The 24,751-nt window shown below is 44.2% G+C and carries 26 protein-coding genes; 11 read left to right on the top strand and 15 right to left on the bottom strand.

Translation table 11 applies throughout. The features are described from left to right. Window positions 1-12: 12 nt before the first annotated feature. The 7 genes from RHM67_RS09925 to RHM67_RS09895 all read right to left on the bottom strand — a co-directional run bounded on the left by RHM67_RS09925 (window position 13) and on the right by RHM67_RS09895 (window position 7,448). Window positions 13-606, bottom strand: coding sequence for a chemotaxis protein CheB (locus RHM67_RS09925; RefSeq protein WP_322232053.1), 594 nt, complete (start codon window positions 604-606; stop codon window positions 13-15). Further along, a complete protein-coding gene (locus RHM67_RS09920; protein WP_322232052.1) occupies window positions 596-1,432 on the bottom strand; it encodes a protein-glutamate O-methyltransferase CheR in 837 nt (278 codons plus the stop codon). The genes RHM67_RS09925 and RHM67_RS09920 overlap by 11 nt, the downstream gene beginning before the upstream one ends. 1 nt (window position 1,433) lies before the next feature. After that, entirely contained in the window at window positions 1,434-4,871 is a 3,438-nt protein-coding gene (locus RHM67_RS09915) for a response regulator (RefSeq protein WP_322232050.1), read from the bottom strand. 93 nt (window positions 4,872-4,964) lie between these two features. Next, window positions 4,965-5,315: a hypothetical protein gene (locus tag RHM67_RS09910; protein WP_322232049.1), complete on the bottom strand. Its 351-nt coding sequence runs from the start codon at window positions 5,313-5,315 to the stop codon at window positions 4,965-4,967. Between the two features lie 73 nt (window positions 5,316-5,388). Continuing rightward, window positions 5,389-5,721, bottom strand: coding sequence for a gliding motility protein GldC (gldC, locus tag RHM67_RS09905; RefSeq protein ID WP_252757323.1), 333 nt, complete (start codon window positions 5,719-5,721; stop codon window positions 5,389-5,391). A gap of 91 nt (window positions 5,722-5,812) precedes the next feature. Further along, window positions 5,813-6,124, bottom strand: coding sequence for a hypothetical protein (locus tag RHM67_RS09900; protein WP_322232048.1), 312 nt, complete (start codon window positions 6,122-6,124; stop codon window positions 5,813-5,815). Next, on the bottom strand, window positions 6,084-7,448 hold the full coding sequence (locus RHM67_RS09895) for a DEAD/DEAH box helicase (RefSeq protein ID WP_322232047.1): 1,365 nt from the start codon (window positions 7,446-7,448) through the stop codon (window positions 6,084-6,086). Before RHM67_RS09895 ends, RHM67_RS09900 begins: the two co-directional genes overlap by 41 nt. Window positions 7,449-7,777: 329 nt before the next feature. Here RHM67_RS09895 and RHM67_RS09890 point away from each other — a divergent pair, with 329 nt between their 5' ends. Continuing rightward, window positions 7,778-8,416: a hypothetical protein gene (locus tag RHM67_RS09890; protein WP_322232046.1), complete on the top strand. Its 639-nt coding sequence runs from the start codon at window positions 7,778-7,780 to the stop codon at window positions 8,414-8,416. A gap of 166 nt (window positions 8,417-8,582) precedes the next feature. Continuing rightward, the gene (locus RHM67_RS09885) at window positions 8,583-9,917 is read left to right on the top strand and encodes a dihydroorotase (protein WP_322232045.1); all 1,335 of its coding nucleotides are present in this window, start codon (window positions 8,583-8,585) and stop codon (window positions 9,915-9,917) included. 121 nt (window positions 9,918-10,038) lie between these two features. On the opposite strand, the gene RHM67_RS09880 is transcribed toward RHM67_RS09885, so the two are convergent. From RHM67_RS09880 to RHM67_RS09870, 3 genes are all read right to left on the bottom strand, one after another. After that, a complete protein-coding gene (locus RHM67_RS09880) occupies window positions 10,039-10,500 on the bottom strand; it encodes a GyrI-like domain-containing protein (protein ID WP_322232042.1) in 462 nt (153 codons plus the stop codon). A gap of 17 nt (window positions 10,501-10,517) precedes the next feature. Further along, a complete protein-coding gene (locus tag RHM67_RS09875) occupies window positions 10,518-10,943 on the bottom strand; it encodes an SRPBCC family protein (protein ID WP_322232041.1) in 426 nt (141 codons plus the stop codon). A 169-nt stretch (window positions 10,944-11,112) separates the two neighbouring features. Then, window positions 11,113-12,072, bottom strand: coding sequence for a YafY family protein (locus tag RHM67_RS09870; RefSeq protein ID WP_322232039.1), 960 nt, complete (start codon window positions 12,070-12,072; stop codon window positions 11,113-11,115). Window positions 12,073-12,123: 51 nt separating this feature from the next. Here RHM67_RS09870 and RHM67_RS09865 point away from each other — a divergent pair, with 51 nt between their 5' ends. The 4 genes from RHM67_RS09865 to RHM67_RS09850 all read left to right on the top strand — a co-directional run bounded on the left by RHM67_RS09865 (window position 12,124) and on the right by RHM67_RS09850 (window position 15,057). Beyond that, window positions 12,124-12,564 (top strand): DUF2007 domain-containing protein, encoded by a 441-nt coding sequence (locus RHM67_RS09865; protein ID WP_252757331.1) that lies wholly within the window; start codon window positions 12,124-12,126, stop codon window positions 12,562-12,564. Window positions 12,565-12,723: 159 nt separating this feature from the next. Further along, window positions 12,724-13,749: a N(4)-(beta-N-acetylglucosaminyl)-L-asparaginase gene (locus tag RHM67_RS09860; protein ID WP_322232038.1), complete on the top strand. Its 1,026-nt coding sequence runs from the start codon at window positions 12,724-12,726 to the stop codon at window positions 13,747-13,749. Between the two features lie 66 nt (window positions 13,750-13,815). Then, window positions 13,816-14,577 (top strand): copper homeostasis protein CutC, encoded by a 762-nt coding sequence (locus tag RHM67_RS09855; RefSeq protein ID WP_322232037.1) that lies wholly within the window; start codon window positions 13,816-13,818, stop codon window positions 14,575-14,577. Between the two features lie 9 nt (window positions 14,578-14,586). Further along, complete coding sequence (locus RHM67_RS09850; protein WP_322232036.1) at window positions 14,587-15,057, top strand: hypothetical protein; 471 nt, start codon at window positions 14,587-14,589, stop codon at window positions 15,055-15,057. On the opposite strand, the gene RHM67_RS09845 is transcribed toward RHM67_RS09850, so the two are convergent. Beyond that, window positions 15,054-17,870 (bottom strand): hypothetical protein, encoded by a 2,817-nt coding sequence (locus RHM67_RS09845; protein WP_322232035.1) that lies wholly within the window; start codon window positions 17,868-17,870, stop codon window positions 15,054-15,056. The two genes, RHM67_RS09850 and RHM67_RS09845, sit on opposite strands and share 4 nt — an antisense overlap. 190 nt (window positions 17,871-18,060) lie before the next feature. On the opposite strand from RHM67_RS09845, the gene hscA reads away from it, so the two are divergent. Continuing rightward, a complete protein-coding gene (hscA, locus tag RHM67_RS09840; RefSeq protein ID WP_322232034.1) occupies window positions 18,061-19,917 on the top strand; it encodes a Fe-S protein assembly chaperone HscA in 1,857 nt (618 codons plus the stop codon). Window positions 19,918-20,083: 166 nt separating this feature from the next. Then, window positions 20,084-21,070 (top strand): hypothetical protein, encoded by a 987-nt coding sequence (locus tag RHM67_RS09835; protein ID WP_322232033.1) that lies wholly within the window; start codon window positions 20,084-20,086, stop codon window positions 21,068-21,070. Window positions 21,071-21,131: 61 nt separating this feature from the next. Here the strand turns inward: RHM67_RS09835 and RHM67_RS09830 are convergent, their stop codons facing one another. Beyond that, window positions 21,132-21,422 (bottom strand): hypothetical protein, encoded by a 291-nt coding sequence (locus tag RHM67_RS09830; protein WP_252757337.1) that lies wholly within the window; start codon window positions 21,420-21,422, stop codon window positions 21,132-21,134. A 94-nt stretch (window positions 21,423-21,516) separates the two neighbouring features. Between RHM67_RS09830 and RHM67_RS09825 the strand changes: the two genes are divergently transcribed. Continuing rightward, entirely contained in the window at window positions 21,517-21,678 is a 162-nt protein-coding gene (locus tag RHM67_RS09825) for a hypothetical protein (RefSeq protein WP_322232031.1), read from the top strand. A 41-nt stretch (window positions 21,679-21,719) separates the two neighbouring features. Next, the gene (locus RHM67_RS09820; protein WP_322232029.1) at window positions 21,720-22,664 is read left to right on the top strand and encodes a hypothetical protein; all 945 of its coding nucleotides are present in this window, start codon (window positions 21,720-21,722) and stop codon (window positions 22,662-22,664) included. 74 nt (window positions 22,665-22,738) lie between these two features. On the opposite strand, the gene RHM67_RS09815 is transcribed toward RHM67_RS09820, so the two are convergent. From RHM67_RS09815 to RHM67_RS09805, 3 genes are all read right to left on the bottom strand, one after another. Next, the gene (locus RHM67_RS09815) at window positions 22,739-23,323 is read right to left on the bottom strand and encodes a riboflavin synthase (RefSeq protein ID WP_322232028.1); all 585 of its coding nucleotides are present in this window, start codon (window positions 23,321-23,323) and stop codon (window positions 22,739-22,741) included. 106 nt (window positions 23,324-23,429) lie between these two features. Then, on the bottom strand, window positions 23,430-23,555 hold the full coding sequence (locus RHM67_RS09810) for a hypothetical protein (RefSeq protein ID WP_322232026.1): 126 nt from the start codon (window positions 23,553-23,555) through the stop codon (window positions 23,430-23,432). Window positions 23,556-23,701: 146 nt separating this feature from the next. After that, entirely contained in the window at window positions 23,702-24,199 is a 498-nt protein-coding gene (locus RHM67_RS09805) for an SRPBCC domain-containing protein (RefSeq protein ID WP_322232025.1), read from the bottom strand. Between the two features lie 89 nt (window positions 24,200-24,288). On the opposite strand from RHM67_RS09805, the gene RHM67_RS09800 reads away from it, so the two are divergent. Then, entirely contained in the window at window positions 24,289-24,750 is a 462-nt protein-coding gene (locus RHM67_RS09800) for an NUDIX domain-containing protein (RefSeq protein WP_322232024.1), read from the top strand. Window position 24,751 lies beyond the last annotated feature (1 nt).

Genomic DNA, 24,751 nt, shown 5'->3' with positions numbered 1-24,751 from the left:
ATAAGTATCCGGTTAATTCTTTTTTTCGAGTAGTTCAAAAATTTCTATTGTGCGTAAAATATATTCTGCGGCGTGTATATTAATTGCAGACTGCGGCATTTCCGCCATTTCTGCATCCTGCGGGTCTTGGGCTATTGTTAAAGCACCGTTCTGGCGTAGTTTCAACAGGCCTTCTGCCCCATCCTGGTTAGCGCCCGAAAATAAAACAGCGGTAACACGCTCTTTATAAACCTCAGCAACGCTCTCAAAAGTTACATCGATAGATGGTTTTGAGTACCATACTGCTTCAGACACATCAAGGCTAAAAAAACCTTCATTTTCTACCAGGGAGTGATAATTTGCCGGGGCGATATAAATCGTATTCCCCTGAATTGGCTCTTTGTCACTAATTTCCCTCAGCAACATACGGCTGTTTTCTGCGAATAGTTTTTCTATCTCACTAAAAAAATTCTTTTTTCGATGCATGATGATAATCACCGTTTTATCGAAATTTTCGGGCAGTAGTTTTACCAGTTTGAACAACAGTTTAAACGACCCCGCCGAACCGCCCAAAAGCAGTATTTTGGATTGCGCCCAGCGTTGTTTTATATGATTGTCAAGAGCCAATTTTTTGGTATATATTTTCTTTTTGGTTGATCACCTTAAATTTCTTTCGGAAAACATCAGAGCGGATGGTTTCTTTATTGCCTAAACAAAGGTAACCCAGCGGGCAAAGACTTTTGTAGAACAAGTCTAATATTTTGTATTGCAGTTCGGTTTCAAAGTAAATGAACACGTTACGGCACGTTATCATCTGGAACTCGTTAAAGCCGGTATCTGATATTAAGTTATGTACCGAAAACAATGTATTCTGCTTCAATTCGCTGTGGATAGCGCCGGCATCGTACATAATGGTAAAGTGATCGGTTAATGAACCGGGCAAGCCCGTAAACAGGTAATTTTCCGAATAGCTTTTTATTTTACGCAGGCTGTATATGCCTTTACGCGCCTCATTCAAAACCTCGGTATTAATATCCGTACCGTAAATATATGATTTTTTATCGAGTTTTTCTTCGTTTAGCAAAATGGCTAACGAATAAACCTCCTCACCGGATGAACAGCCCGCACACCAAACCTTTACATGCTGGTAGGTAGAAAGATAGGGAACAACCTCATTTTTAAGCGCCTTGTAAAATGTAGGGTCGCGAAACATTTCGGTAACGTTAACCGTAATTTCTTCCAAAAATCCCTGGAAAAACCCGTGGTTGTTGATCAGAACATGCTTCAGGTCGTAAAAATCAAGCTTTTTAAGCATCATGATGCGGCCCAGGCGGCGTTTAAAAGACGCCTCGGTATAATCGCTAAAATCAAACCCGTGGATCTTTTTTACAATATCTATCAGTTCGTTTAGCTGTACACTCGTTATCGCGTCTTTAGTCACCAGTCCCTTCATATTAGTTATCAAGCCACATCTGCATCAATGCGATCAACCTGTCAATATCAACCGGTTTTGTAATATAATCATTAGCACCGGCCGCTATACATTTTTCTCGGTCATCTTTCATCGCTTTTGCCGTTAAAGCTATAACAGGGAGTTTTGCCCATTTGTTTTGCTTGCGGATATGCCTTGTAGCTTCGTAACCATCCATTTTTGGCATCATGATGTCCATCAACACAATGTCGATGTCCGCATCTTCTTCCAGTTTGGCTATAGCTTCTTCCCCATCGTTAGCAATAACCACGTTAAGCTCGTAGCTTTCCAGGGCACTACTTAGAGCAAAAATATTTCGCATATCGTCATCAACCACCAGTACTTTTTTGCCTTTTATGCTATCCTTACCGTTAGTGGTGGTAGTTTTTGCCTTGCCCATGCTTAGGTTTGGTGCCGCGGCACCGCTTTCGCTAATCTTGTTCAGGAACAGGTTCACCTCGTCTATCAGCCTGTCTGCTGATTTGCTGGTTTTAACCACCATCGCGTTAGCATACTGCATCAGCCTGTTTACCGAGCTCTTATCCAGCTCCATAGCGGTGTTTATAATAACCGGCAATGAAGTAAACTTATCAACCTCCTTGATCTTATCTAACAGATCGAGGCCTGAAATATCCGGCAGGTTAAGATCAAGTATCACACATTGGTACTCGTTCTCGTGCAACATCCTAAAGGCCGATTCGCCGTCAAAGGCCTGGTCTACCGTGATGCCCTGCGCTTCCATCATATCTTTCAGCGCCTGGCTTTGGGCCTTATGGTCTTCCACCAGTAAGATCTGTGTGAACTTGGTGCCGCTTTTAGCCATAATATCGCCAAACAGTTTATCCAAAGTTTCGGTATTTACAGGTTTTTTAAGGAAGCTGATGGCACCTTCTTTACGCACACGGTTGGCAGCTGCTTCGCCGGCACTCATTAGGTGTACGGGGATATGGAGCGTCGCCTCGTCCTGTTTCAGTTCTTTCAGAATCTGCCAGCCATCTTTACCCGGCAGCATAATATCTAATATAACGGCATCCGGGTGTTGTTCTTTAATGATCTCGACGGCATTTGTACCCTCGCTCACCATTACCGATTTAAAGCCATGATCGCGGGCGTAATCTTGTAATATAATGGCGAAGTTTTTATCATCTTCCACAATTACCACAAACGGCTCGTGGCCCGGGTTGGCAGATTTGGTAACTACCGTATCAAAGAAGTTTTTGGTTGGGCTGTAGCTTTCTACTGTTGACACGCTATCCTGCACCTCTACATGTTTGGCCTCAAACGGAAGGGTCAGCCTAAACTCGCTACCCTCTCCCGGTGTACTGGTAAGGGTGATGTTACCACCTAACAAGCTTGCCAGTTCGCGGCTGATAGAAAGGCCTAAACCTGTGCCACCATATTTACGACTGGTTGAGCCATCGGCCTGCTGGAACGCCTCGAAGATGATCTTCTGTTTGTCGGCCGGGATACCAATACCCGAATCCTTAATTTTAAAGGCGATGGTATTTTCGCGAGGGCCGACAACAGCGTTGATGCTGATTGTACCATGCTCCGGCGTAAACTTAAACGCATTTGATAACAGATTTTTGATCACCTGCTCTGTTCTTAACTTATCAGTATAAATAGTTGGCGGTACACCTTCCAAATTAGTGGTAAAGCTTATCTGTTTATTGCTTGCAACCTCAGCGAATAACGATTGTACATCGCTCAAAATATCGGCCACCTTAATATCCTCGTTCTGCATATCCAGCTTGCCCGATTCAATTTTTGAAAGGTCGAGGATATCGTTGATCAGTGTAAGCAGATCATTACCGGCGTTGAAAATCACGCTGGCGTATTTGATTTGGTCTTCAGAAAGGTTTAACGGTTTGTTATCTTTCAGGATCCTCGCCAATACTAAAATACTGTTCAGCGGTGTACGCAATTCGTGGCTCATGTTCGCCAAAAACTCAGACTTATATCTGCCGGTAGTCTCCAGCTCACTTGCTTTAATGGTTATTGACTGTCGGGCCTCTTCAATGGCCTGGTTCTTCTCTTCCAGCAAACTGGCTTTCTCTTCCAGTTCGGCGTTGATGGTGCGCAGCTCTTCCTGCTGTACGCGAAGTTCTTCTTCTGATGCCTGCAACATTCCTGTTTTGTTCATCAGTTCTTCGTTGGTAACGCGCATTTCTTCCTGCTGTACTTCCAGTTCTTCGGCCTGTTGCTGGATTTCTTCGAACAGATCGTGCATAATGGTGCGCGCCTGCGAAGTATTTACGGAGATGCCAATATCATTCGCTACAAGCAAAATATATTCTTTAACCTGCTCTGGCACCTGGTCGCGGAAACCAAGCTCGAGCACGCCTTTTAACTTTTTATCGAAAAAGAACGGAACGATAAAGGTTTCGATCAGGTCATTTTCTAAAATAGACGAGCCTAACTGTAGTTTATCATTCAGCTTACCTTTTACCAATGCCGATTTACCATTCTTAGCGGCCTGCCCTATCCAACCTTCGGAGATACGGATACTTGGTTTTAACGCCGATGGGTCGCTGAATGCATAAGAGGCATACAGGTCAAGTTTTTCTTCATTATCATCAAACAGGTAAACTGTACCGGTAAGCGCATTTGAGTATTTGCTTAGTTCTGTTAAAATATTTTCAGCCAGTTCTGCCTCACTTTGCTGGCCCTGCATTTTCTCATTAAGGGTACCGCTACCGGTAAGTAACCAATTTTTAGCCTCGTTCTCAGCCAGTACCTTCTCTAATTCCAGGTTGGCAATGCGTACTTCTTCTTCTATCTTTTTCTGGCGGTTAAACGTAGCCTGAATGTAAAAGAACATGGTTACAATGATCAGGAAAAACACACCAGAACCTATCACAATAATTATAATAGCATCATTTGATGCTTTGGCCGAACTTGCCTTACGTTCGGCAAGTAAATTGTTTTCTGTTTCAATAACACGGAAATTAATCCCCCTGATACTATCCATATTGCCTTTACCACCTAAAAACATGTGGTTGGTAACCATGTACTCAAGCCCCATTTTTTCGCGGGTATCTATATTTCTTTTCAGGATGAACAGTTGGCGGTTAACCAGTTGTTTTAAAGAATCTATCCGTTTAACCTGCAGGGTATTATCACTTACAAGATTTGTTAACTGTATTAAACTTTCGCCTAAACGGGGCACCGCCTCATTATAAGGGTCAAGAAAAACTTTGTTGTTGGTTGCGCCATAACCACGCATCCCGGTTTCACCATCAATAAGTAGTTGCAGGATGTTGCTGCTGGTTTTTATAACCTTCTGGGTATGGTCAACCATTATGGTGTCATCCTCTAAATGGCTAATACTTGTATAAGAAAGTATGCCTACAATAAGCACAAGCACAATGGAAACACCGAAACCTGCTAATACCTGGCTGCGAAAAGAAAGCTTAAACATAGCGTGAGATAAGATTTTTTGTGATACAAATATGTTTAAAAATATTTGTACGTAAAATACTATTTACTAATAAACATACAGGTGGTAACGCGTTTATTGCCCCTCGGAATAAACACGTTTTTTAGAAGCCAAAACACCTAATACTGATAGCACCGGGCCGGCAAATAAAACATACCAACCCCATTTAAAAGCGATTTGCCTGGTAAAGAAACCCTCGACACCTTTGAAAGGGATAAAGCTAAAACTGGCCTTCACTTTTAACAACGCGGCAATGTATAACAATACCACTAATATTAATGATGCAAAAGCTGCTATCCGGCTTACTTTGGTTTGGTTTAGTACCGTACACAATATGCCTATTACGCCTACCAGCATAATTACCATACCGTATGGCTGGTTTAGCATATACACATTCATGTTAAACAGGTGAAACGGGCGTAGCATTGGGCAAAAAGTTGCCGCAATAAGTATAATAAACCCTAATAAAGTAATAAGTGACGCGGGGCGCATATTTAGGTTACTGTTTTTTGATCTCCATTTTATCGGCAAAGTGGGCGCAATAATCACGCAGGTCTTCTACAATGTTCTTTTCGCCGGTGGCGCGTAAAAAAGTATCGCCCATGGTTTGCAGGGTTTCGTAGAAATAGCGTTTCATCTCATCTACAGGCATATCCTTTGTCCAAAGGTCTATCTTCAGCGTATTTTGGTAATTTTTATCCCATAAAGAAAGCATCATGGCCTGCACAGGTAGTGCCTCTTTGTTTTTAGAATCGGTAGATTCCCAAAGGATGTTTTCGGGGATGTTATTATCGTCGAGCTGGATGGTTAGCTTTATTTCAGCAGTCTTCATCTTTAATTAGTGATTTAGTGATTTAGTGATTTCCCTCTTAAGGATTTTCATCTGCATATTTGCACATCTGAAATCCGCACATCTGTAATAATTATTTAACAAGGAAAAATATAATGAGCACCAAAGTTATAAAGCTTAGCTCTACAATCCATAGTTTTTTGGTCTCGGAGAAGAAATTACGGAAAATTATATCCAGCAATGACACAACTATGCCAAACAGGACAAATATCAACCCGATGGTACCGCTCCAGTGCTCATAAGGGCTACCGGTAATTTTTGCGCCGTAAATAAAAATATATCCCGCCAGGATGAAAAGCGCGGCCGTAGCAAAATTTAGCGGACTGATCCTGAATTTTGCCCGGTTAGTATCGTTTCTTTTTTGCAGATCGTTGAACTCCGCCATATGTTTTTGCTGGTTTCTTGTTAGCACTATTGGGTTGTCTTTTTGCTTTTTCGGCATCAAATTTCTTATGCTGGTTTAGCGTTTTTTTCTCGTGGAAAGCACCTTTAAAGTCAGGGTCATCCTTACGCTTTTGCATATCTATTTCTCGTGCCTGGGCCTGCCTCTCTTCGTACGGCGTTTCTTCAATAAAAACACCATCGGGAATAGCATGCACCGGGATGGTTTGGCGGATAAGTTTTTGAATTTTATCCAGGTAGTATTCCTCTGATGGTACAGCGAACGTTATGGCCACACCAGAGTTATAAGCCCTGCCGGTACGGCCAATGCGGTGCACATAATCTTCAATTACCACGGGTACATCAAAGTTTATAACGTGGCTTACGTCACTCACATCAATCCCGCGTGATGCCACATCCGTAGCTACCAGTATCTTAACCTCATCATTCTTGAATGAATTGATAGAGTTTATCCTTGTATTTTGCCCCTTGTTGGCATGCAGCACTTTCACTTCCTTTTCGCCAAACTTGCGCAGCAGGAATTTGAAAACATCCTCGGCAGCTACACGGGTTTTGCAAAATATCATCAGCTTTTTAATATCACCCTCTTTATCCAACAGGGTTTTAAGCAGGTTTATTTTGGTTTTAACATTGGGTACATGGTACAATTGCTGGTCTACCGTTTCGGCTGTGGTAGCCTGCGGGGTAACCTCTATCACCGTAGGGAATTCCAAAAAGTTATGCGATAACTCCTGGATCTTCTCGGACATGGTAGCCGAAAAAAGCAGGTTTTGTCGTTTTACCGGCACCACCTCTAAAATGCGGTTTATCTGCGGCATAAAGCCCATATCCATCATTTTATCGGCCTCATCCAACACCAAAGTATTAATAGTTTTGGTAACGATGTGCCCTGCAATATAAGTATCCAGGAAACGGCCGGGCGTAGCAACTATAATATCAACCCCTTTTTTAAGGTTCTCAATCTGTGTTTTGGGGCCGATGCCTCCGTAAAGCACCACCACGCGCAAATCGGTATTGGCGGCAAATGCCTTGATGTTCTCTTCTATTTGCATAGCCAGCTCGCGCGTTGGCGATACAATTAATGCACGCGGACTTTCGCCCTGGGCATATTTTAGCTTCATTAAAATAGGCAGCACATAGGCGGCGGTTTTACCCGTACCGGTTTGCGCAATGCCCATAACATCCTGCCCGTTCATGATGGGCGGGATAGCTTTTTGCTGAATAGGCGTAGCTTCGGTATAACCGGCATCGGCAACAGCATTCAGTATCTGCCGGTTAAATTTTAGTTCTTCAAAAGTTACAGCCATAGCCGCAAAGATAATGTTTTCTATTTAGTCGGATGTCTGAAGACCGAAAGTCGGGAAGAATTGTCAGTCTGAGCCTGTCGAAGACTTTTCTACCGGCAAATGGTTCTACAGGCTCACCATGACAAAACCCCGTCCAAGCAGGGTCTTCGGGGCGATACCCTGCGCACGCGTGCAGGGTAGGCAGTGTCTTCTGCGAGAGACCCTGAGAGTACATTATCGAACCTTTTCTCCACAAAACCATTAATCAGCACATTTGCCTGTATCATCCACACCTTTTGCTGCGTATAAGGTGCCGAAGGTATATCTTCACCCACTAGTTAATTTATAACATGAAAAAACTCTTACTTACCGCAATTACTTCCATTTTTATTTTTGGCGCGGCGCAAGCGCAAATTGGCAAAGGCCACAAATTTATTGGCGGCAGCTTTAACTTTAGCTACGATGAAGACGGCACCTCGCAGAACTACAATTTTGATAGCGGTGTTACCCGGTACTCTAACTATAAGACCACCAACTTTAACATCAGCCCCGAGTTTGGCTTTTTCATTGGCGATAAATGGACTATCGGCATCCAACCGGGTTACTCAAGGGTATCAGGTACCGAAACCTCTAACTTTTACTCGGCCACTACCCCTGCAAGCAACTACAGCTATACCAGTAAATACCATACCGACATATTAGGCCTTGCCGTTAACCTGCGTTATTACTGCATGATCAACGAAAAACTGGGCTTTTACCCGCAAATGGGCGTAAGTACATCACACCTGGCAAACGATTTTAGTAACGGACACTTTGCCGCATACGCCGGCCCAAATGTTGTTTTCTTCCCATCTTCAAAGGTTGGGTTAAACATGGGTTTTGGTAACATCAGCTACCAATACAACTACTTAAGCCACGGCAGTTTCTTAAACGCCAGCCTTAACAACAACTTCAACTTTGGGATAAATTACTACTTCGGAGGGAAATAATTTAGAGAGGCAAGAAATCAGGATTCAAGAAACAAGACAATCCCTCTGTCTTGTTTCTTGAATCCTGATTCTTGACTTTCCTGTTTTTTGACTTCCTAACTCCTTCCCGTCTTGTTTCCTGACTCTTGACTTCTTGATTCTCTACCAAACGCCTATATTTGCCTTTATGGCAACGATCCTTATTAAAAACGCGACGATAGTAAACGAAGGCAAGCAAACCCAGGCCGACCTGCTCATTAAAGACGGTTTTATTGAAAAGATTGACGGGCAGATAAACTTTGCTGCTGATAAAGAGATCAATGCCGAAGGCCTGCACCTTTTCCCGGGTGGTATAGACGACCAGGTACATTTCCGCGAACCGGGCTTAACTCATAAAGGCGACATTGGTTCAGAATCGCGCGCGGCTGTTGCCGGCGGTATCACTTCTTTTATGGAGATGCCAAACACGGTGCCTAATGTATTAACCCAACAATTACTGCAGGATAAATACGATATAGCGGCTAAATCATCGCCGGCCAATTATTCGTTCTTTATGGGTGCATCAAACGATAACCTCGACGAGGTTTTGCGTACCGATGCTAAAAAAGTGTGTGGTGTAAAAGTTTTTATGGGATCATCAACCGGGAATATGCTGGTAGATAACCCCACAACGCTTGAACACCTCTTCGCACAATCGCCCATGCTGATAGCCACACATTGCGAGGACGAGGCTACCATAAAAAGCAACCTGGAACATTACAAGCAACTGCTTGGCGAGAATATCCCGGTTAGGCTGCACCCCAAAATTCGCAGTGCCGAGGCTTGTTACCTGTCATCGTCCATGGCGGTGGAGCTGGCTAAAAAGCACAACACGCGCCTGCATATCCTGCATATATCAACAGCTAAAGAAACCACCCTGTTTAGTAACAATATCCCGCTGGCTGAAAAGCGCATAACCGCTGAGGCCTGCATCCACCACCTATGGTTTACCGATGCGGATTATGCCGAAAAAGGCAACCTCATTAAGTGGAACCCAGCCGTTAAAACCGAAGCAGACCGCAACGAGATCCTGAAAGCTGTTTTAGACGGCCGCATAGATATCATCGCTACAGACCACGCCCCACACACCATCAAAGAAAAAGCACAATCCTACCTGCAAGCACCAAGCGGTGGGCCATTAGTACAACATGCCCTGCCCGCCATGCTGGAACTTTATCATCACGGTAAAATAACTTTAGAGCAGATCGCGGAGAAAATGGCGCACAACGTAGCAACCATCTTCCAAATAGAGAAACGTGGCTTTATCCGCGAAGGATACTGGGCCGACCTTGCCCTGGTAAACCTGAACAACCCATGGCAGGTAAACAAAAGCAACATTCTGTACAAATGTGGCTGGTCGCCGTTTGAGGGGAGTACGTTTAAGGCTAAGGTGGTAAGCACCATTGTATCAGGCAATCTGGTGTATGATAACGGCAGCCTCGTAAACGAAAAAAGCGGGCAAAGAATGACCTTTACCCGCTAATATTTTACACCCCTCTGTCATTCTGAGCGATAGCGAAGAATCTATTATTAAACTATGCAATACGCAAATGCATATAGGCGATTAGATGCTTCACATGCGTTCAGCATGGCAAAAAGTGAGGTTAATTCACCGCTACATACACCTTAAACTCGGTATGCTCAAAACCTTTATCATTTAGGTTGTACACATCAAAATCGGCAGTGTAGGTCCTATTGATATCATCCTGCCAGATGTGTTGCCACGTAGCGCCAATACTCTCCGGAAATTTACCTTTGGGATCATAAACGCGATACTTTGCGGCGGGGATAGCCTTGCCGGTAAAACCTTCGTGCAGGTATTCAATCGAGGTCACTTTACAGCCTAAAATGGCTGTGTAATAGTCGTTATGGTCGCTTTCGTAATCGGTATAAACACAGTATAGTTCGCTGCCTTCTTTATCTTCCAGTTTATCGGCAAGGTTGCCTTCGATAAATTGCTGCCAAAGGGCGCCGATGTCCTGCGCGGCTTGCCCGTCCTTATTAATAGTGCGTACGGCTAAGCCTGCAACGTAAAACATGGGCATGTTTGTTGTTTCGTAATTCATAGATAGGTGGTTATAATTTATTTCTCGATCAGCTTCTTCAAACCATTAAACATCATTTGCCAGTTATTCTCAGAGTGCTCTTTAGATGCCTCATCCTTAATATTATCCTGAGTGATGGTTAGGACGGTAATATCGCCTTTCTCGTCCAGTTCGTAGCTAACACCGGCATAATTTTCGGGTTTATCTTCGGTACCGGCCATGCTGCTCCAATAGCTGTACCTAACATATTTGCCAGGGACTATCTCTTTAATAACGCCCTTATCCTCGTAGCTTTTACCATCCCATTCGCCGCTAAACGTTATAGGGCTACCCTCCTTCCAGTCGGATTTTAATATGGTACCAAAAAAGTATTGCTTCACCACTTCCGGGTCGGTTAGGCCCTTCCAAACCTCAGCGGAGGGTGCTTTAAATTTTACTTTTGTTGTTAAGGTTAATTTGCTCATGATATATAAATTTAGATGTGGTGATGTATTAAAGACAATTACTTCGCCACAAAGAAATGCGTGAGATTGACAACAGTATGGCAGCAGGGGGTATTGATTTTAAAAAATGTCATGGCGAGCTTGTCGAACCATTAGCAAATATTGCAGAGCGAATAAGTCTTCGACAAGCTCAGACTGACAATTCAGAAGCATTCCGCTTCATAATCCCTTCAGCAACTTCAGCAACTTTATCTCTTACCATCTGCGGACTTACGATCTCGGCATGGTCGCCAAACATCATAAACCAACGTACAAACCCTTCTACAGACATGGTCAGGAAGGTCATTTCGGTATTGTTGGTCGTATGTTTTTCAGATACAAAACCGTGGTAAAAACGCTGTTCGTTTATAAAATTGGTGATGATGCTGTTTACCTTGATCACAATGGTTTCGAGATGATGTTCGGATGCAGTTTGCGCAATATAAGATTTAAGCGTTGGATGGTTACCTTTAAAGGTGAGTTCCGTTTTCTGGATCTCGTGGATACGGTCGAGCCGGAAATCGCGGTAGTCGTTGCGCATGCGGCAGTAGGCAATCAGATGCCAATAGCTGTCCAGGTAAAAGATCCCGATGGGCTCGATGTGGCGGTTGGTTTTGGTTTGCGTGTAGCCCGCCGTATAATCAATACAAAGCACCTTTTTGGCTGCAATACTATTCAATATAGTTTGGATATGGTTGTTATTGTTTACGCGGCGCTGGGTTTGACTTTTAAGCACCTCGATGCTGCCATCCATACTTTCCAGCAGGTCCTTTTCTGTGGTCTTTAATATCGCCCTTATCTTATCCATTGCCGAGCGGTGTTGGGCGGTGGTAGAGGCATCGGTCATCTTCTCTACAAATTTTTCGGCGGTTAAAAAAGCTGTTGCTTCTTCTTTGGTGAACATAATGGGCGGCAGGCGATAACCATCTACCAATGAGTAGCCTACCCCGGCTTCGCCTATGATAGGTACACCCGCTTCTTCTAATGACCGCACATCGCGGTAAACCGTACGCAGGCTAATATCAAACCGCGCGGCAATATCGCTGGCCTTAACAATACGGCGCGTTTGCAGTTGTATTAATATGGCTGAGATACGGTCGATTCGGTTCATAACCACAAAATAAGCAAAAACAAAGTACCTTAGCATAAATGTTATATAAAAATGGCGGCAGAACCCGAAGATAAGATCATCACCCTTGAACAATATTACGACCCTATGCTGGCGCACATTATGCGCACCAAACTGGAGGATAACGGCATCCCGTGTTTTATTGCCGATGATAACATCATATCGGCCAACCCGGTGTTTAATAACGCGGTTGGTGGCATCAAACTAAAAATATTTGAACGCGACCTGGAACGCAGCCGCGAAGTTTTAGCCCAGGATGGCGACCTGCATGAGCAGGACCATTTTGAGATAGATGAGGAAACACACTCGCCCGTTATATGCCCCTATTGCGGATCGAGCAACGTGCGTTTTGGCCCTGCTACCGAGCGTAAGGCGCATTGGCTGGTTGCTTTAGTATCGGCTTTGCTGGCGGTACTGCCATTTTACGCTCGCAAGGCCTGGCATTGCTTTAATTGCCAAAGGGATTTTGAATAGAACCTCGCCCCGGCCCTCTCCAAATGAGGGCGAGTTAAAACTATCAAGTCCTCTCCTTTGGAGAGGATTATTTCATGAGGGCTTCGCCGTTTAGGTGAGGCTTTGTATCAAAGCTGATATATTTATGCTTATTATTACCCTATCATTATATTTATCCTCATGTACGATCGTCGCAAATTTATTAAGTTAACCGCCGTAACGGCATCTTTAGCCACCCTATCAAAATATGCAACCGCGAAAGCGATTACCAGCGCGCCCGGCAACAGGCTGCCCATAGTAATATCTACCTGGGATTTTGGTATTGCAGCCAATAAAGAAGCATGGAAAACGCTTGAAAAAGGCGGCCGCGCCCTTGATGCTGTTGAGGCTGGTGTGAAGATACCCGAGGCGGATATGAAGAACCATACAGTTGGCCGCGCCGGATATCCTGATCGTGATGGCCACGTTACGCTTGATGCTTGTATTATGGACGAGTTTGGCAATTGCGGCTCGGTTGCCGCTATGGAGAATATTGCCCATCCTATTGCCGTTGCCCGTTTAGTGATGGAAAAAACCCCGCACGTAATGCTGGTTGGTGATGGCGCCACACAGTTTGCTGTTGAGCAGGGCATCAAAAAAGAAAAACTCCTTACTCCCGAATCTGAAAAGGCCTGGAAAAAATGGCTGGTAACAGCCAAGTACTCGCCTAAGATGAATATAGAGAATGAGCAGCACCGCCCGGGCAGCAAATACAACCACGATACCATAGGTATGCTGGCCATTGATGCTAAAGGCAATATCAGCGGTGCCTGTACTACCAGCGGCATGGCATTTAAACTGCATGGCCGCGTGGGCGATAGTCCTATTATTGGTGCAGGTTTATTTGTGGATAATGAAATTGGCGGCGCTACCTCTACCGGTGTGGGCGAAGAGGTGATCCGTAACGTGGGCAGCTTTTTGGTGGTTGAACTGATGCGCCAGGGCTACTCGCCCGAAGATGCCTGTAAAGAGGCCGTGCACCGCATCATTAAAAAGAAACCGGAAACCGCCAAAGAGATCCAGGTGGGCTTTTTGGCCATCAACAAAAAAGGCGAATACGGCGCTTACGCGATACAGGAAGGTTTTAGCTTTGCCGTATGCGACAAAAACAAGCAAAACCTGCTAATCCCCGGCAAGAGTTTTTATAAAGACGATAAAAATAAATAGAAGTAAAATTACTTAAAACATATTTTGTGAATACGGGGTTTCATACCCATAACCCTACAATGCTATATGAGCCATAAGCCCTCACCTGTAACACTCGAAGTTTGTGCCAATTCGGTAACCTCGGCTATTGCCGCGCAGGAAGGCGGCGCCATAAGGGTTGAGCTTTGTGAGAACCTTGCCGAAGGCGGCACCACCCCCTCATACGGCCAAATGCTATTGGCCCGCAAGCATCTGCACATTAAACTTTACGTATTGATCCGCCCGCGCCGCGGAGATTTCCTGTACAGTGATCTGGAATTTGAAGTGATGCAGGCCGATATCCGCAACTGCATCGAGGCTGGTTGTGATGGTGTAGTGATAGGCATACTTAAAGCCGATGGCAGTATAGATGTAGAACGCTGTACCGAATTGGTGCGCCTTGCCCGCCAATGGGGCCTTGGGGTAACCTTTCACCGCGCGTTTGATATGTGTGCCGACCTTTACCAGGCGCTTGAGCAGATCATCGAAATGGGTTGCGAACGCATCCTGACATCCGGCGGCAAAAGCACCGCTATGGAAGGTTCAAATGTTATTTTACACCTGCTAGAAAAGGCTGCGGGCCGTATTAATATTATGCCCGGCAGCGGTATTACCGAAAACAACGTTGCCGACCTGGTGCATTTTACCGGCGCAACCGAAGTACATTCATCTGCCCGTATCAATTACCAGGGCGGCATGCAATACAAAAACGACCATATCCTCCTCACCGGCGGCATCACTGATGAATACAGTTTGGATGTAACGAGTGCTGAAAAAGTGAAGGCGATATTGGTGGCGGCGAATGGGTAAGGATGTATTATGAAAATCATCAAATTCAAGTATGATAAGTTTGGAATTATACACAGCCTTGCATTTATAATTATCGCTATTGTTGTTATATCTATAGCATCCTTTGGATCAAACGCCAATCCGCATCTTCTTCCTATCGTCGCAATTATCACGTTTATTACAATATTTATTTATATCGCAATCAACTATCTGAAACCTTTATTAAGAGGAGAACCGGCTATGGTGATAGATGATGAAAAAATATTTATCCGGAGAAACAGTACTGTTATTTTTTGGCGTGAGGTTTCAAAAGTCGATAGACTTGTTATCAATAAATCTTACTACGTAATTATCCACCTTAAAAACGAGACACAGGTGCGTATTAGTCTAATCTTCTATGAAGTTGAGGCCGATCTGATTTATAAAACCCTAAAAAGCTTTTTTAAAAATATCAATTTTAGCGAGAGTGATGTTAATCAAAACTCAGTGTATCTAAATTAAAAGATACTTACCGGCAATACCAGCTCTACCCTGTTTCTGCCGCTGCCGCCGAAAAAGTCATTATCCAACAATCGACTGTAGCGAATTCCAAATGATATCGCACCCTGGTTAAACCATTTGGTATCGAAGAACACCGCGCCACCTACCGACCGGAAATCCTGCCTGAAGGGTGCGCCGTTGGTGTAGAAGTTTAAAGCTTTAGCGTGGGTTTGTTCGTAAAAGACGTTCCCGCGCACACGCATTAGGTAGAGCAGGTTGGCAAAGCCCCCGTCGGGATAAGCGATAGGGAAATGATAGCTTGCGGCAAACTTGCTCATATCATCAAGGTTTTCGGCGCTGTAGCCATACGAAAACGGAAAATCGTTAGAGAAACCGATGCCATTGTTTAGTGCGCGGTGCTGGTAGGCCCCGCTCAAAATAAGGCTGTGATTGGTTAATAAACCAGGGAAATACAACGAGCTTGTAGTCAGGATCTGGTTAGCTTCGCGGCCCGACAAAGACTTTTTGTAGCCGATATACAAGTTTTGCGCAAAGTGCGGGTTGATGTTTTGCCTTGCTTTTTGTGTTTGGTTGCTAAAGCGCAGCGTATTGCTCAGGTAGGTATAATAACTATCTCTAAACATGCTGCGGAACGCCTCATGGAAGGTATTGCGGCTATAATAATAACTGCTGCTTACCGATAAAGAAGTGATGTTTTTACCCGCCGAAAAATTCAGCGGCACCTGTAAACCGCCATGGATATCGGTTTCGTTATAGTAAATATTGTTGCCTTTGTATAACCCGCGTCGGTCAAAGGTGTAATCGGCACCGGCAAGCAGGTATGGGAAGAATGCGCCGTAGGCGGCATCGTAGCCAATGCGTTTGTAACCCTCATCGCGGTTATAGGTGAAAGTTAGCTGCGAATCGAAGGTATTCAACACATTGTTGCCTACCAGTTGTATAGCGTAGTTTGGGTCCGCAAGGCTTGGGAAAATGCTGTGGAAGTTGAACAGCCCGTGCAGTTTGCTGTAATTGCTCACCGGCAGCGAATCTGGTTTTACCGATGCTACAAAGTTAGCGGCGCTATCCTTTTTAAGCGCGCTGATATTCATATCCGGCAAAGCCGAAAACGCTTTGGCGTTGATTACCGGTGAAAGCTGAACGTGCGCAAGATTAACCTGCTGTAACCGGTAACCGGCAGCAGTAAAACCCGTCCAGGCTATTTTATTTTGACTGATAGCGGATTGATAATAACCTATAGCCCCCCCGATGGCCGGAGCCTTCACTTCAGATAATTGATTTGTGCCGATGTTGAGCGCGAACAGTTTATCGTTTAATTCCGATGTTTTGGTAAAGTAAACCATGCCGCCTTGTACTTGAGGGAAGGCTATCGGCTCAAAGCTGAATGGAAGAAGATACTTTGTAACGCCCGACTTTATATCGATTAGCGCCAGCGACATCTCCCCCTTAAAGTTGCGTACTGCCGAGATCAGTTTGCCATCGCCATAAAACTTGGGATAGGTGTAGAATAACCCGGCAGTATTTGGGAGCGCGAATATCAGTTTACCATCTACATCCAGCAAATGCAGTTCGCTTCTACCTGTTGATGCCACCTGCACAGCCACAATGGTTTTGCCATCGACACTAAAAGCGGGCGAAAAATATTTTGTTTTTCGGGTGATGCGGTGCTCTTTACCTGTTCGCACTTCAAGCACCATTAGTTCATTGTAGTTGCGATATCCCCAACGCAGATCGGGGCGGTAGGCGGCATAAATCACTTTACCATCGTGGTAACTGAAAAAATTATCTGTATTGACGCTTTGGGTAGCGATGACTTTTTCTTCAATACCCGTGCGGATAACAAACTTAGGGATGTGATTGTAGGTGGTTCTGAGGTAGATGATGGTAGTATCATTCACATATGCCGGAAACTCTTCATTCGCTATAAAATGCTGTCGTTTGGCTTTGGGGCTGCTATCGTTGGCATCATCCTTATAAACCTGCTTAAAGTGATTGAAAGCAGCATCCCTAAAAGTGATATAATTTACACCTGCATGCCTTTTGATAGCACCTTGTAACGGATAAAAGCCTGTTTTGAATGCGGCGGCATCATGTGTTACGCCCTTCCAAAAATCGTTTCCGTATTTCTCGCGGCCATAAGCCACCATCATGTAACCTAATGGGTAATGGTTTGGCGTATAGTCCAGGTATGAGCCATTGCGCAGTTTCATAAAGCTGTAATCCTTACCGGCAGCCCACAACCCACGGAAACCATTAAAAAAGTATGGCAACCTTCCCCTGCCTTGCCGGCTTACCAATGTTTCGTTATATACGGCGTCGCCTTCAAAAAACCAGTCGGGCACACTGAGGGCATTGGCTAAAGCTTGTCCGCCTTCACCAAAAACAAAGCTTAATCCGCGCGACAGGCCTACGTTGAAATTATTGTATTGCTGCACATGCCTAAACTCGTGAATGGCCAGTTGTTCGGGCCACGGCAGGCTGCCTACATCAAAGCTATTCTGACTTGGAGTAAGGTAAAATTCGCTGCGAAACGGCGCCAGGCCAACGTAAGCATTTGATATGGTGGTTTGGTTTTGCAGTACAATGCTTACCCGCCTTTGCTTGAAGCCAATGGTAGGCTGGATGCTGCGGTTCATCTGCGCGATGGTTTGGGCCACACGCTGCGCCACCGAATCCATCCCCTGCGAATAGATAACCCTTGCTACCGGCGACTTCACCTGTTTCCACTTAATAGATGGCGGGTTTCCCCCAAATTGCTGCGCCTTTACAAGCGTTGCGGTTAAAAGTAATAGAGGCAATAACAGTCGTTTCATCGAAGGTGAAAGTAGTTAAAATGTCTGAACTCGAATTAAACGAATTTGGTGAATTAACAGAATTTGAAGCCTTTTAGTTCCGAAAATGCGTTAATTCTTATAATTCGAGTTCAGACAATAGTAAATCCGAAATCCAAATGACACTCCGTCCCTTAAAACTAACTACATTTGCGCTTTGTGATATACTACTATGGCTAAAGTTTCTATCAACCTGGCAACGGGTTCAATACAAAAAGAGGATATTATTGTAGGCATCGACCTGGGTACAACCAATTCATTGGTTGCCTTTATCGACCCCGACAAAAACCCGAAGGTGATCAATGATACCGGTAAAGGCGTTTTAGTGCCTTCTATTGTGCACTTTGGTACCGCAGGCGATATCACCGTAGGTAACGAAGCTAAAGAATATTTGATCACCGATCCGCAAAATACCGTATTTTCGGTTAAGCGTTTGCTGGGCCGATCTTATGCTGATGTAAAAAACTACCAGGATTTTTTCTCTTACAAGATCATTGATGACGATAGCGAGAACCTGGTAAAAATTAAGGTTGGCGATAAATTTTACAACCCTATCGAACTGTCGGGACTAATCCTGAAAGAACTTAAGGAACGTGCCGAGCATGCCCTTAAAACCCCGGTAAGCCGCGCGGTAATAACCGTGCCTGCCTATTTTAACGATTCGCAGCGCCAGGCAACACGCGATGCAGGTAAACTTGCCGGGCTGGATGTTTTGCGTATTGTAAACGAGCCTACAGCCGCAAGCCTTGCTTATGGCATTGGCCTCGATCCAGAAGAAACCAAAACCATTGCGGTATATGATTTGGGTGGTGGTACGTTTGATGTATCCATCTTGCAAATTCAGAATGGCATCTTCGAAGTGCTCTCTACCAATGGCGATACTTTTTTGGGGGGTGATGATTTTGACCGCGCCATTGCCGATTACTGGATAGAGAAAAATAAAATAGACAAAGCCGAACTGGCCAATAACCGCGAGTTGACACAAGAGCTTCGCCTGAAAGCCGAGGAAGCTAAGAAAGCGTTTGCCCACCAAAGTATTTTCAACGAAAAGATAGGTGATATCTGGTGCACTATCGACCGTAATACGTTCGAGGAACTGATACTACCCAAAGTGCAGCAAACCATAACCGCCTGCCAAAATGCTTTGAAAGACGCTAAACTAACTACCGCTGATATTGATGAAGTGGTGATGGTTGGCGGTAGTACCCGCACGGCTTTAGTTAAAAAGATGGTTGCCGAATTTTTCGGTCGCCCGGTGCATGATGGCATTAACCCCGATGAGGTGGTTGCGCTTGGTGCCGCCATACAGGCCGATGTTTTAGCCGGTAACCGCAGCGATATTTTACTGCTTGATGTTACCCCGCTTTCTTTAGGTATCGAAACTATGGGTGGTTTGATGGATACCATTATCCCCCGTAACTCCAAAATCCCGACCAAGGCAGGCCGACAATATACCACATCGAAAGATGGCCAGGTGAACATGAAGATCGCCGTGTACCAGGGCGAACGCGACCTGATCAGCGAGAACCGCAAACTGGCCGAGTTTGAGCTAAAAGGCATCCCCGCTATGCCTGGAGGTTTCCCTAAGGTAGATATCAACTTTATACTGAATGCCGATGGGATCCTAAAGATCCAGGCTATTGAATTGCGCAGCGGCGTTAAGCAGGAGGTAGAAGTGAAACCAGCCTATGGCATTACCGACGACCTGGTGGAACAAATGCTGATGGACAGCATCACCCACGCCAAAGATGATGTAAACGCCCGCATGCTGATAGAAGTCAAGACCGAGGCTGAGCAAATGGTTTACGTGGTCGAGAATTTCCTTAAAAAGAATGGTCAGCTTTTAAACGCTGATGAAGTTACTGAAACTCATACCCAGTTAGAAGCCCTTAAAGCAGCCCTAAGCACCGGCGATAAAGACCTGATCCACACCAAAATTGACACCTTAAACGACTTTACCCGCCCCTTTGCCGAACGTGTAATGGATGTAGCCATTGCTACCGCAATGAAGGGGAAGAGTATAGAGTAATGCTTTCAAAAAACAATATAATTGCGAGCGATAGCGTGGCAATCTCAGCATATCCGGTTGTCCTCTGAGATTGCCACGTCACTACGTTTCGCAATGACATAGTTTTTATTTATTCCAAACTCATAACCATAAAATGCGTTATTTGTGCAATCTAACTAAACAGCACTTGAAAAACATTCTACGCATCGCTGCATTGGTCACCTTTGCCGCATCAACTTTCTCCGCATCCGCGCAAACCGTTAAACAGGACAGCACCTTAAAACCGGCCACCCTTGATAGCGCCCGCTACGATTCGTTAATGATCCGTTTAGCTAATGGCGATAAAACAGGCAAATGGCCTGTTAAAAAAGCGCCTTACCCAAAAGCCGGGGCCATACTGCCTTTCTATCGTGTGGTGGCTTATTACGGCAATATGTACTCCAAAAACATGGGCGTACTTGGCGAATATGAGCCATCGGTGATGCGTACTAAGCTATTAGCCGAGGTGAAAAGTTGGGAAGCTGCTGATCCTACAACGCCTGTAAAACCAGCTTTACATTATATATGCGTTACTGCCCAGGCGGATGCAGGCCGAAATGGTTTACATAACCAGAGGATGCCGTTCAGCCAGATAGATAAAGCTATTGAGATGGCTAAACCTATCAATGCCTTGGTATTCTTAGACATTCAGGTGGGCTTTAGTACGGTTGAAACCGAGCTGCCAATGTTAGAAAAATACCTAAAGATGCCAAACGTACACTTCGGTATCGACCCGGAATTTTCTATGAAAGAAGGCAGCGTACCCGGCAAGCGTATCGGCACATTTGATGCTAAGGACATTAACTATGTGAGCAATTACCTCAGCAGCCTTTGTAAAAAATATAACCTGCCGCCAAAGATATTTGTGGTGCATCGTTTCACCAAACGCATGGTTACCAATTATCGGGATATTAAACTTAACAGCAACGTACAATTTGTGATGGATATGGATGGATGGGGGCCGCCCGAACTTAAGAAAGGAACCTACAAATATTACGCAGCCGGCGAACCTGTACAGTTTACGGGTTTCAAATTATTTTATAAGAATGATATTAAGAACGCCCCTAAGCGGATGTTGACACCTAAAGAGGTTTTGAGTTTGAAGCCCGCTCCTATTTATATACAGTACCAGTAGAAATATTGTGACACAAAGAAGCCCGCATCAATGCGGGCTTCTTTTATTTTAGCCAAACCTATTACAGTTTGCTTATTTCTTCCTGCTCTTTTAGTGCAGTGATATTGTTTTTGTTGCTGTACTCATCTGTCTGGCTTGCAAAATCTTCTAATATGCTGGCGATAGTGTCAAGATTATCTGCTATACGCTGGTGCATGTCTGGCAAGTCTTTTTCTATTCTTTTATTGCCAAGGTCAATGTTGTCTACTTCGATTTTCGCGATCTTCTGTATCAACGCCTGGTTACTGTTTTTTAAATCCTCTAATTCATGGACGATTTTTTCCATCAATTCAAATTTTCTGATCTTATCCATAGGTATCTTAATTTTTTATACACTACATATAGCCATAACAGTGCCAAAGTAGATTTAATTTGAATTTACCACATATAACTAATAACTTAGTTATATGAAATCCATATATTGCCTATTACTCCTTTCCATCTTATCTATAGGATGTTTCGCGCAGGAAACAACTAAAGTTGATGACGCTTTATTGTTGGACTATTACCAAAATCAGCGTTTTGCAGAAGCTGCCGATTACCTGAAGAAACCTACAGCGAACCAATAAATAGTACAAAAGCGCTGGGGCAACTGGCCTATACATTAAACATGGCAGGGCGTTTGGCCGATGCAGAGGGGTACTACCAACGCATCTATAATATAGATTCTACCAATACGCCGGTATTGTATAGCCTGGGGAGTTTAAACTTGCGCCGCGGTAACAATGCCAAGGCCGAAGTTTATTACAAGCGCATCTTAACGCGCGATACTACAAACTTTATGGTGTATAAGCAATTGGCTACCATCAGCCACGATAAAAACGACCTTACCTCCTACATCGTTTATCTGCAAAAGGCCAATAAATTAAATCCTGCCGAACCGGATGTGGCATCTGACCTGAGCGAGGTGTACATCAGTATGAAATTTACCGCGCAGGCCGAAAAAGTACTAAACGCCGCCATAACCGCCGACCCGGAGAATATCGTCCTACTCAACAGCCTCATGAAGCTGCAATACGCTCAAAAGAAATGGCCGAAAACTGTGGGCACCTGTCTTAAACTGGTAAATTATGGTAGTGGGTCGGGACAGGTGCTTACCAAGCTTGGTGTAGCTTATTACAACACCCCAAATTATGATTGCAGCATCTCTACCTTTGTAAGTATGGATGAGATAGCCCGCAACGAAACCAGTTATTATTATACTGGCTTAGGCTACAAGGCCGTTAAAGATCAAAACATGGCGATATTTTACCTGCAAAAAGCCATTACCGAAGGCCTCTCCCCAAACATCGGTGCATATTACGGCGAGGTGGCGGATAGTAACGAGAAACTGCACAAGTTTAAAAAAGCCATAACAGCTTATCAAAAGAGTTTGGAATTTGATGAAACACCTATGATCTACTACTCGCTGGCAAACGTTTATGATACGAATTTAAAGGATAAAAAAAGCGCCTTTAAATACTATAAGAAATATCTTGCCAGTAAACCTCCGGTAGATAAACAAAAAGGTTTTATTGATTATTCGAAAAGCAGGGTGGCGGTTTTGAGTAAATAGGCTTGTCATGATGAGCCTGTCGAACCATTCGTCGCTTATATAAGTCTTCGACAAGCTCAGGCTGACATTTCGCTTTACCTATTCATCAACCTTGCCACGTATTTTCCAATAATATCAAACTCCAGATTCACAACCGAGCCTTCGCTTACGTTGTGCAGGTTGGTATGCTCGTAAGTGTATGGTATAATGGCTACCGAAAAGTAGTTAGGGCCCGAATTTACCACGGTTAGGCTAATGCCGTTTACGCATATAGAGCCTTTCTCTACCGTTACATTACCTGCCGATGAATCATACTCAAAAGTGTATTCCCAACTGCCGTCGAGCTCGGTAAATTTGGTGCAAGTGGCGGTTTGGTCTACATGGCCCTGTACAATATGCCCATCCAAACGGGCATTCATTTGCATGCAGCGCTCCAGGTTTACAGGTTCGCCAACTTTTAGGTGGCCTATGCTGGTTTTGTTCAGGGTCTCTTCAATAGCGGTAACGGTGTGGGTATCATCAGTCAATCCTACCACAGTTAAACAAACGCCGTTATGTGCAACCGATTGATCGATCTTTAACTCATTAACAATACCCGATTGTACGGTGATATGCAGGTTGCCCTGATCGTGGCGCAGATCGGTTACTTTACCTAAAGTTTCTATAATTCCTGTAAACATAGTGCTGTAAAAATACAGAATTTTAGGTGTGCCGTATGTTATCCCAACATCATAAAAAAAGCGGATAACCTTTTGGTTTAGCCGCTTTTAAATGCTTATGGTTATATTATTGTATAGTTATATCAAATACTTGCCCGTTGAAAGATAGTTTTGCTTTGTGGCTACCCAAAAACTCGATATTACCTGTAAAGCTGAAATCTTTGCCTGCATTAGTACCCTTTGAGGTGGTCATAATACGTTGTGATAATGGTACTTAGTTATAACTAAAGCACTTCAATATTAATGCAACTTTATTTTCACTTTCGCTCATAAGGCGATTTAAAAATCAGCATACCCGTTTTAGGTTAAAAAATATTTCTAAAAATAAAAAGTTGCGCATTACTTAAAACAACTATACAAATCAACCCGTTTGTTGCGCAGGTCCTTTCCACTCTCCATAACCGATTTTAGATTGGCGAGGTAAAAGGTCCACCCTACCTGGCATTGTATCATCAGGTTTTTTTCGGGGTCGCTTTCCTGCGGGATGTTGGTTTGTTCCAGTTCGATAATTGTCAGGCCATTCCGGGTGCTAAAGTTTACGGTAACTATACTGTCACCGGCAAAGGTAAATTTGATCTGATCTTGCCCGTTGGCTTCCAGCACACTACCCTGTTGCATTACATCGTTATGGTAGCCATGCCAGTACCAGGTATAGGTATCCTCCTTTAAAATTTGCTCATTATTACCACGCAGTCGCTGCGGAACCGTAAAAAAATCCGCCTTGCGCAAAAACCATTTTTCCAGCCCGGCGGGCGTGCTCCAGGCCAGATAAAGGCTGTGCAGATCCATATTATAGTCGCCACAAAGCTTAAATTTCGTCCAGCGGGTATCTTCCATATCAAAAAAGGTTTACTTACAGGGAATGTATTAGCATAAAACTAACCATAATACTTTGTGTTTTGCTAATTTGCCATTAAAACTATTTTATGCCAAAGCAAAGCGCGGGGATCTTATTATATAAGTTAACAAACGGATTATTACAGATTTTCCTGGCGCATCCGGGCGGGCCATACTTTCGCAAAAAAGATGATGGCGCCTGGTCTATCCCCAAAGGCGAATTTCTTGATGATGAAGACCTGCTTACCGCCGCTCAACGCGAATTTAAGGAAGAAGTTGGCAAACCGATCACCGGTAATTTTATAAAGCTACAACCCGCTAAACAAAAAAGCGGTAAAGTAGTACATGCCTGGGCCGTAGAAGGCGACATCGACCATGCCAATATTGCCAGTAATACCTTCGAAATAGAATGGCCGCCAAAATCCGGCAAACGCGCCAGTTTCCCAGAAATTGACAGGGCAGGTTGGTTTACTATTGATGAAGCGAAAGTAAAGATCATCCCCGGGCAAGTGTGGTTGATTGAGGAGTTGGAAGGAATTACCGGGATTTAGC

Origin of the sequence: Mucilaginibacter sp. 5C4 (assembly GCF_034345625.1) — a bacterium.
Lineage (GTDB): Bacteria > Bacteroidota > Bacteroidia > Sphingobacteriales > Sphingobacteriaceae > Mucilaginibacter > Mucilaginibacter aurantiaciroseus.
This window is presented reverse-complemented; position numbering and strand designations above follow the sequence as displayed.